The 7079-nt window shown below is 34.7% G+C and carries 6 protein-coding genes and 1 pseudogene; 3 read left to right on the forward strand and 4 right to left on the reverse strand.

Annotated features, from left to right (window positions below):
• Nucleotides 1-337: 337 nt before the first annotated feature.
• The 3 genes and pseudogenes from V7266_RS29460 (at nucleotide 338) to V7266_RS29470 (ending at nucleotide 4091) form a co-directional block, all read left to right on the forward strand.
• Nucleotides 338-1874 (forward strand): annotated as a pseudogene (locus V7266_RS29460) (spore germination protein).
• A gap of 26 nt (nucleotides 1875-1900) precedes the next feature.
• Nucleotides 1901-2977: a Ger(x)C family spore germination protein gene (locus V7266_RS29465; RefSeq protein ID WP_335472765.1), complete on the forward strand. Its 1077-nt coding sequence runs from the start codon at nucleotides 1901-1903 to the stop codon at nucleotides 2975-2977.
• A gap of 25 nt (nucleotides 2978-3002) precedes the next feature.
• Nucleotides 3003-4091, forward strand: coding sequence for a GerAB/ArcD/ProY family transporter (locus V7266_RS29470; RefSeq protein WP_335472766.1), 1089 nt, complete (start codon nucleotides 3003-3005; stop codon nucleotides 4089-4091).
• A gap of 769 nt (nucleotides 4092-4860) precedes the next feature.
• On the opposite strand, the gene V7266_RS29475 is transcribed toward V7266_RS29470, so the two are convergent.
• The 4 genes from V7266_RS29475 to V7266_RS29490 form a co-directional block, all read right to left on the reverse strand.
• Complete coding sequence (locus V7266_RS29475) at nucleotides 4861-5004, reverse strand: acid-soluble spore protein N (RefSeq protein WP_205181878.1); 144 nt, start codon at nucleotides 5002-5004, stop codon at nucleotides 4861-4863.
• Between the two features lie 66 nt (nucleotides 5005-5070).
• A complete protein-coding gene (locus V7266_RS29480) occupies nucleotides 5071-5202 on the reverse strand; it encodes an FbpB family small basic protein (RefSeq protein ID WP_335472767.1) in 132 nt (43 codons plus the stop codon).
• Nucleotides 5203-5369: 167 nt separating this feature from the next.
• Complete coding sequence (locus V7266_RS29485) at nucleotides 5370-5906, reverse strand: TlpA disulfide reductase family protein (RefSeq protein ID WP_335472768.1); 537 nt, start codon at nucleotides 5904-5906, stop codon at nucleotides 5370-5372.
• Nucleotides 5907-6008: 102 nt separating this feature from the next.
• A partial coding sequence (locus V7266_RS29490) for an ATP-binding cassette domain-containing protein (protein ID WP_335472769.1) occupies nucleotides 6009-7079 on the reverse strand: 1071 nt, incomplete at its 5' end.

The following is a 7079-nucleotide window of genomic DNA, read 5'->3' on the forward strand; positions in this document are numbered from 1 at the left end:
TTCCTTGGTTGTTAATTCGTATATAGAAGTAATAAATTTTATCTTCTCAGAAGTTTTTAACTGGTGATACTAAATGCATAATAAAAATTACACTTGGCTCTTTTTATTTTGGAAAAGTTTTAACTTTGTAAATTTGTGTTTTGCTGTCCTATCCTACCCCTACAGGGATTATTTCTATTAGGATCATGGTCCTTTGCTTACTCTTAGCTATATTTATATTATGTAAACTGGAGAGGATAAAGTTTTCACTTATTATAAAACGGATTTACATAAATATGGGGATGCCTTTAGATAATATAGAAGGATATGAATTCCTTTGTAATAGGGAGGTGATTAGATGTTCTTCAAAAGACGAAAGCTTAGAGATAAAGAAGACAAACAAGCAGTAACTGAGAATTCACAAGATATTGAAGAACTGTTTGCTAAGGCCAAAAAATCTAGTGATTTTAAACAATTTTCCCTTACGGATGAATTGGGACATTTAATCATTTCATACTACAATACACTGATCGATCAACAACAACTCCAACTGAAAATTTTACTGATTTTCCGAGAGACACCTTTTGAACAGGACAAACTAGGGAAAATTGATGACATAAAGAAAATTATCTCAATTGAAGACATTGTGATTACGGATAATGTAAAAGAGGCAGAATCAAAGCTACTAAAAGGGTATGCGATTCTTCAAATGAAGGAAAATGATCAAAGGTTTGCTTTAATTCTCTTATCTAATGATACAGCTGGCTTGCGTGAACAAAATAATGTTGAAAATGAGTATAGTGTTGTGGGGCCGCTAATTGGGTTTGTTGAAAATATTGATGTAAATATACATTTACTAAGGCAGCAAATTAACACATTTGATTTGATCACGAAGGAAATTAGCGTTGGCTCTACATCACGTACTAGAATTATCATTGCTTATATTGAAGGAATTACGGATGAGCAGCATGTTAATACCATAACCCAACGCCTTCAAGATATTGATTTTGATATCGTTTATGATACATCTCAGCTTCATCAATTAATAACTGGTAATTCCCTGACACCGTTTCCCTTGCTTCTTTCAACTGAAAGAGTGGATAGGGCGGCTCATGCTCTAAATATGGGACAGGTAGCTGTTTTTAGTAATGGTTCGCCTTATGTCATTACAGGACCTGCTACGTTAACAGATTTTTTTATTACACCTGAAGATTACTTTCTACCATGGATTATTGCATCTTTTTTCCGTTTAATACGGATTTTTAGTGTCCTTTTCTCCATTTTTGCCACGTCTATTTATATAGCCGTTTTAACTTACCATTACGAAGTAATTCCAAACGATTTATTCGGTTCACTTAGTTTTTCTCGTCATAATGTTCCGTTTCCGCCGGTATTTGAGGTGGTTTTTTTGGAATTCACGATTGAACTTTTACGTGAAGCTGGAGTACGGTTACCTACTAAGGTAGGACAAACATTGGGAATAGTGGGCGGTATTGTTATTGGCCAAGCTTCAGTTGAGGCGTCACTTACAAGCAATGTCTTACTCATTATAGTAGCCTTATCAGCCTTAGCTTCCTTTACTACCCCTATTTATAAAATGTCGAACACGATACGTTTTTTACGTTTTCCTTTAATTATCGCCGCGTCTATTTGGGGCGGACTAGGTATCGTTAAGGGGGATTGCCTTTTTAATGGTCCATCTTACACGGTTAGAATCACTAGGAACACCCTATACCGTTCCATTTTATCCTTTTAGGCCTCAAGATTTGAAGGACAGCATTATCCGTGCCTCTTATAGTGAAACTTCCAAAAGGCCAAGTTATTTACGTCCTAAATCAATTTGGAGATACCATCCATATAATCACAAAAAAAAGAAAAGTGATTTTGATGAATGATCAGAAAAGGGTATTAGAGGTGAAGTATGAAATCATTTTTTCTGTTAACTTTTATCCTAATTTTCTTCTTATCAGGGTGTGAAAATCAAAGGATCATTGATGAAGTTCAGATTATAGAAACCATTGGATATGATATGGAAAAAGACAAAGTGAAAGGAATGGTTATCTATCCTACATTTGCGGAAAAAGGAATGCCCAAATTAAAAAGTTTTAGAACCGTGTCTGATTCGTATGAAGATATTCTTCCGAGAATGAATTCAAAAGCTGCATTTCCCGTTGAAATAGGAAAATTAGATTTTATATTGTTCGGCAAGGAATTTGCAAAACAAGGGATTGATGATGTTTTAATTAATTTTAGCAGAGACCCGAATGTTGGGAGTCGAATGCAGTTGAGCATAGCCGAAAACACAGCTGAAAAAATACTTAAATCAAGTCAAGAGGTGAATCTTTCATTCCATTTAAGTAATAAAATTAATCAGAACATTGAAGAGGGCAATTTGCCAAAAACAAATTTGCACGTATTTTTGACAAATCTTTATGCTGAGGGGAAGGATCCATTTTTACCTTACTTAATCCTGGAGGAAGGTCAAGTCAAAATTGACGGGTTAGCCTTATTTAAGAAAGGTAAGTTTGTAAATAATATTAATTTAAGGGAGTCATTTATTGTGAAAATATTACATGATGGCTCAAAAAGTGGACAATATAAAACAAAAATTAAGGTTCACAACAAGGCTGGTTATATTTTATTGACAAGTCTGGATGCCAAAACTAAATATACGGTTGACAAAAGCGAAAGTATTCCACGTATATTGATCGATTTAACCATCGATGCAGAGGTTAAAAATTCCTCATCTTGGTTTGATTTAAGCACCAATAAAAATCGCCTAAAAATGGAACAGATTTTAAATGAACACTTTAATAAAGAAGTCCAACGTTTAATTTCGTTGTTACAAGGATACAACGTAGATCCACTTGGATTGGGAGACAAGGTTAGAGTCACATCAAGAAATTGGGACTATCAACGTTTTAAGGACATATACCCTGATTTAAAAACCACTGTACACACAAATGTTAACATCCTAAATACGGGTATTGAAGAATAAGTCTGCATTTTCCGAGGTGAACTATGTGAAAACTATACTCAACGAACAATATTTAATATCTCCTTTTTACGTTTTCTTTCTGATCTACTCGAATATTATTGGCGTAGGAATCATGAGTTTTCAAAGAGATATAACGAAGGATGCTGGTTATGATGCATGGATTTCCATCATTTTATCTGGTGTAAGCATTCATATACTAGTTTGGATGATCTATCGTATTGTTGGAATTACTAATAATGATATCATACATGTTCACCAATTTTGCTTTGGAAAATGGATTGGCGGACTGTTCAACATTTTTGTAATCTTCTACTTTCTTGTATTGGCGTTAATTGTTTTCCTTGTTTATATTGAGGTTGTTCAAGTTTGGCTGTTTCCCTTAATGAAGACCTGGCAAATAAGCTTCATTCTTCTAGTCCTCGTTTATTACATTGTATCCGGTGGATTCCGCGTGATTACTGGAGTGTGTTTCTGGGGAACTATCATACCTTTTGTTATACTGTTTCCACTTAATTTTTTTGCATTAGAATTTGCCAATCTCAATCATTTATTACCCTTTTTTAATCACTCTGTTAAGGAAATTGTATTATCATCTAAAGCTATGGTGTTTCAGTATCTAGGCTTTGAGACTTTATTCATGTTCTACCCATTCATAAAAAATCCAGAAAGATCACAAAAATGGGCCCATTTTGGACTTCTGCTTTGCGTCTTTCTATATCTTATAGTAGCACTCATCACATTTGTCTACTTTAGTGAATGGCAGCTACCCAATACGATATGGCCGACGTTAGTTCACATGAAAGTTGCAAAATTTCCTCTAATAGAAAGAGTCGAATTTATTGTTGTTTCGATTTGGTTACTTCTTGTATTACCCAATATCAGCGTGAAAATATGGGCAGCTTGCCGTGCTATTAAGAAAGTAATAAATTTGAAACAACGTATAAGTCTGTTCATTGTACTGGTCCTATTCTTTATTATAGCTAATGTGCTCAAAGAGAGGAGTCAAATAGAGCAATTGAATGAAAAGTATTCAAACATTGCTTTTTACTTTGTGTATCTATATATTCCTTTTCTCTTTTTGTACATTCATATTAAGCATAAAATAAGTAAGTAGGATAGAAAGCTTCTAGAAACTTATAATATAATCTGGGCAGATCGTTTCGTAAGGATTCAACAGAAAAGGTCAGTAGTTACATTTGGGAAGAGGAACCATTCCAAATCATAGAAATTACAATGGATGATCCTAAACTAAGTGAGGTTTTAGTTCGCCTTATTGCGTCGGGGATTTGTCACACTGATGTTCTAACACAAATCAAGCTTATCATTATATATTTCTCCATTGGTTCTTGTGAATTTAGGTATCATAACGTATTTTGTTGGTTTGAAGTTAATTAGCGGGTTGTAGGAATGGGAGTAAGGAGGGTAGGTGCAATTATACTTGGAATAAGCCTAAGAATCTTAGTTTTAATATTAATTACAGATTCAAATAAGAAAAGAAAATTGAAGAGAACCATTTGATTGATTAATCATGTTCTTCTTAAACTAACAGGCGCTTTACCTCAATAAGAAAAAGCGTTATCGTTGTTCCAGTAATGCCCCCGATAGTTTTAGTGGAATACTTCACAATCTCCATCACTGTTTTCAATATCATTTGTACCTTATTATAATAATTCCGCATATATAACTTGAAGAATCTGCCATTAAATATGGCATAATTTTTCTTCCATAGAACACACTACAATTAAAAATTTAGGAGGCTATAATTCGGCTTTAACAAACCCTTTAAGTTAAATGCCAAAACAATTCTCGTATCGTAAATAAATAAATTTAGTTGCTGTATAAGACCCGCAAGGCTTGGGCCTGTCGGGTCTGTATACATAGTATTATTCGCCTTTAGTTTGAATGACCTGAGCATGCTTCCCAGAAGTATCATTCATTTTTTTCCCATTATTGCCACTAAATCCTCTTGGTTGAGTACCTAAATGGCTAGGTGAGAAATGCTTATAATCTTTTTTCGGATTACCCATGTTTCAATCCCTCCTTATTATCATTTTACCCATAAGGAGGGGAAGCATGATTGGAAACAAATGTGATTACTCAGCTTTGCCGAGCCTCTTTTCTTCTAATCGCTGTTCAATTTTTTCCATAGCAGCACTATCTTTCAGTAATTGTGATTTATTTTCTAATACTAGTTCTGCGAATGAGCGTTTTCTAGGTTTTCTCATTATATTCACCTTCCTTATTACCTATTGTAACAGTTATTATTCCCGGAAACGGTTGCAATTATTACAACTTTTTGAAAATTTGTTCGAAAAGCACATCCTATTTACAGAAACTGGACAATTTTCAATGTACAAAAAAAAGACATTGGCATCATGCCAACATCTCTTGTTTAATTTAATCCTTGTGTATATTTTTTCATGACATCAAGCTTCATCGAGCCAGTATATTTGTTCTGGATAATCCCCTTACTATTAATAAAATAAGTCGTTGGGATGGAAAGAATTTGATACGCTTCATTTACTTTGTCTTCTGCATCAAGAAGGATTGGGAACGTTATTTTATTTTCGTTTACAAATCCTTGCACATCTAATTGAGGATCAATATTGACAGCTAATATAACAGTATCATCACCAATTTGTTTAGAAAACTGCTCCATTTCTGGCATTTCGGCTTTACAAGGCGGACACCATGTCGCCCAAAAGTTCAGCATGACTTTTTTCCCTTTTAGTTGTGATAGCTTTACGGTGTCTCCGGTTAACGTTTTAAGTTCAAAATCAGGTGCGGAAGCCCCAATCGAAAGTCCTTCTTTTGCTGCTGAAGCTTCTGTCGCCGTTTTAGGAGTATCAGTCTTTTTATCCATCGCTTGAACAATCGCTACTGTAAGTAAACTAATGAGAACGACTGCGGCAATCACTTTTTTAATCATTCCGGAACCTCCTTTGTTTCATCTTTAGCTATAATGATTTTACACTATAAACTCAGTTGAAACAAAATAACTGTATGCCAATGTTGTGACAACTTTAAAAAATTATTTTTTTAAATTCCGTTTCTTTTGAAGAAGAAGGTTAAATTCTTGATCTAAAATTGGGTATTTGGGGTCATTTTGATCAATCATCGATAATTGTCCCAATATATGCGCAATCTTGTTTTCAATAATTAATAATTCATCTTCTCCATTATTCACATTATCTTTCTCTGGGTTTAAATATTCGTCCGGTGTCTTCTCCACTCGTTTAACTCGTTGACCCTCAAACACAAGCAGAGAATCACATAATTTATTAAGAAAATAATAATCGTGAGATACAGTGAGAATGGTTCCTGTGAATTCAGCTAACGTTTTTTCAAGCTGTTCCCTGCTCGCTAAGTCAAGATGATTGGTTGGCTCATCGAGAATGAGAATATCGTATTCTTTCATTAGTAAATCAGTCAGTTTAACCTTTGTTCGTTCCCCAAGACTTAATTTCTCAATCGGCTTCAAAATATGTTGTTCCGTAAGACCTAAATTAGCTAATAAGGTTCTGGCTCTATGGATATCTTGTCTGTCGGTAAACCCAAGTGCTTCTAGCACATTTTTATCAGCAGGCAAGTCGTCTACATCCTGACTCAAATAAGCAATTTTTAACGAGTCGCTTTTCCAAATTTCCCCCTTAAAGCGGGTCTCTTCACCTAGAATCATCTTAATTAAGGTTGTTTTCCCACTTCCGTTATCACCTAGAAGACCAATTCGTTCCCCGTGATTAATATAGAACTGCGATTCTTCAAATAGGGTGCGGTCTTCAAACCTTATAAAAAGATTCTTTGCCTCGATAATGCGCTTGCCTCTTTTTCCGCTTGCATCAAACTGGAATCTAACGGCGGTTTCTTCAGAAGGCTTCTCGATTTTATTTTTGGTCAATTCACTTTCCAATCGTTTCATTTTTGATTTAATTTGGCTGTCACGCTTCTTAGCCTTCGCCCGATGATATTCTTTAATACCAAATTGCCTTTTTGATGGCCCTGATCCTTTCTTGGTTGAGTCGCGGTGGGCCTTTTCTGACCAAGACTTTAATTGTTCCATTTGTGATTCAACAAGTTCAATCTTCCGCTGCTGAATATGATA

The organism is Neobacillus drentensis, assembly GCF_036965645.1.
Lineage (GTDB): Bacteria > Bacillota > Bacilli > Bacillales > Cytobacillaceae > Neobacillus > Neobacillus drentensis_D.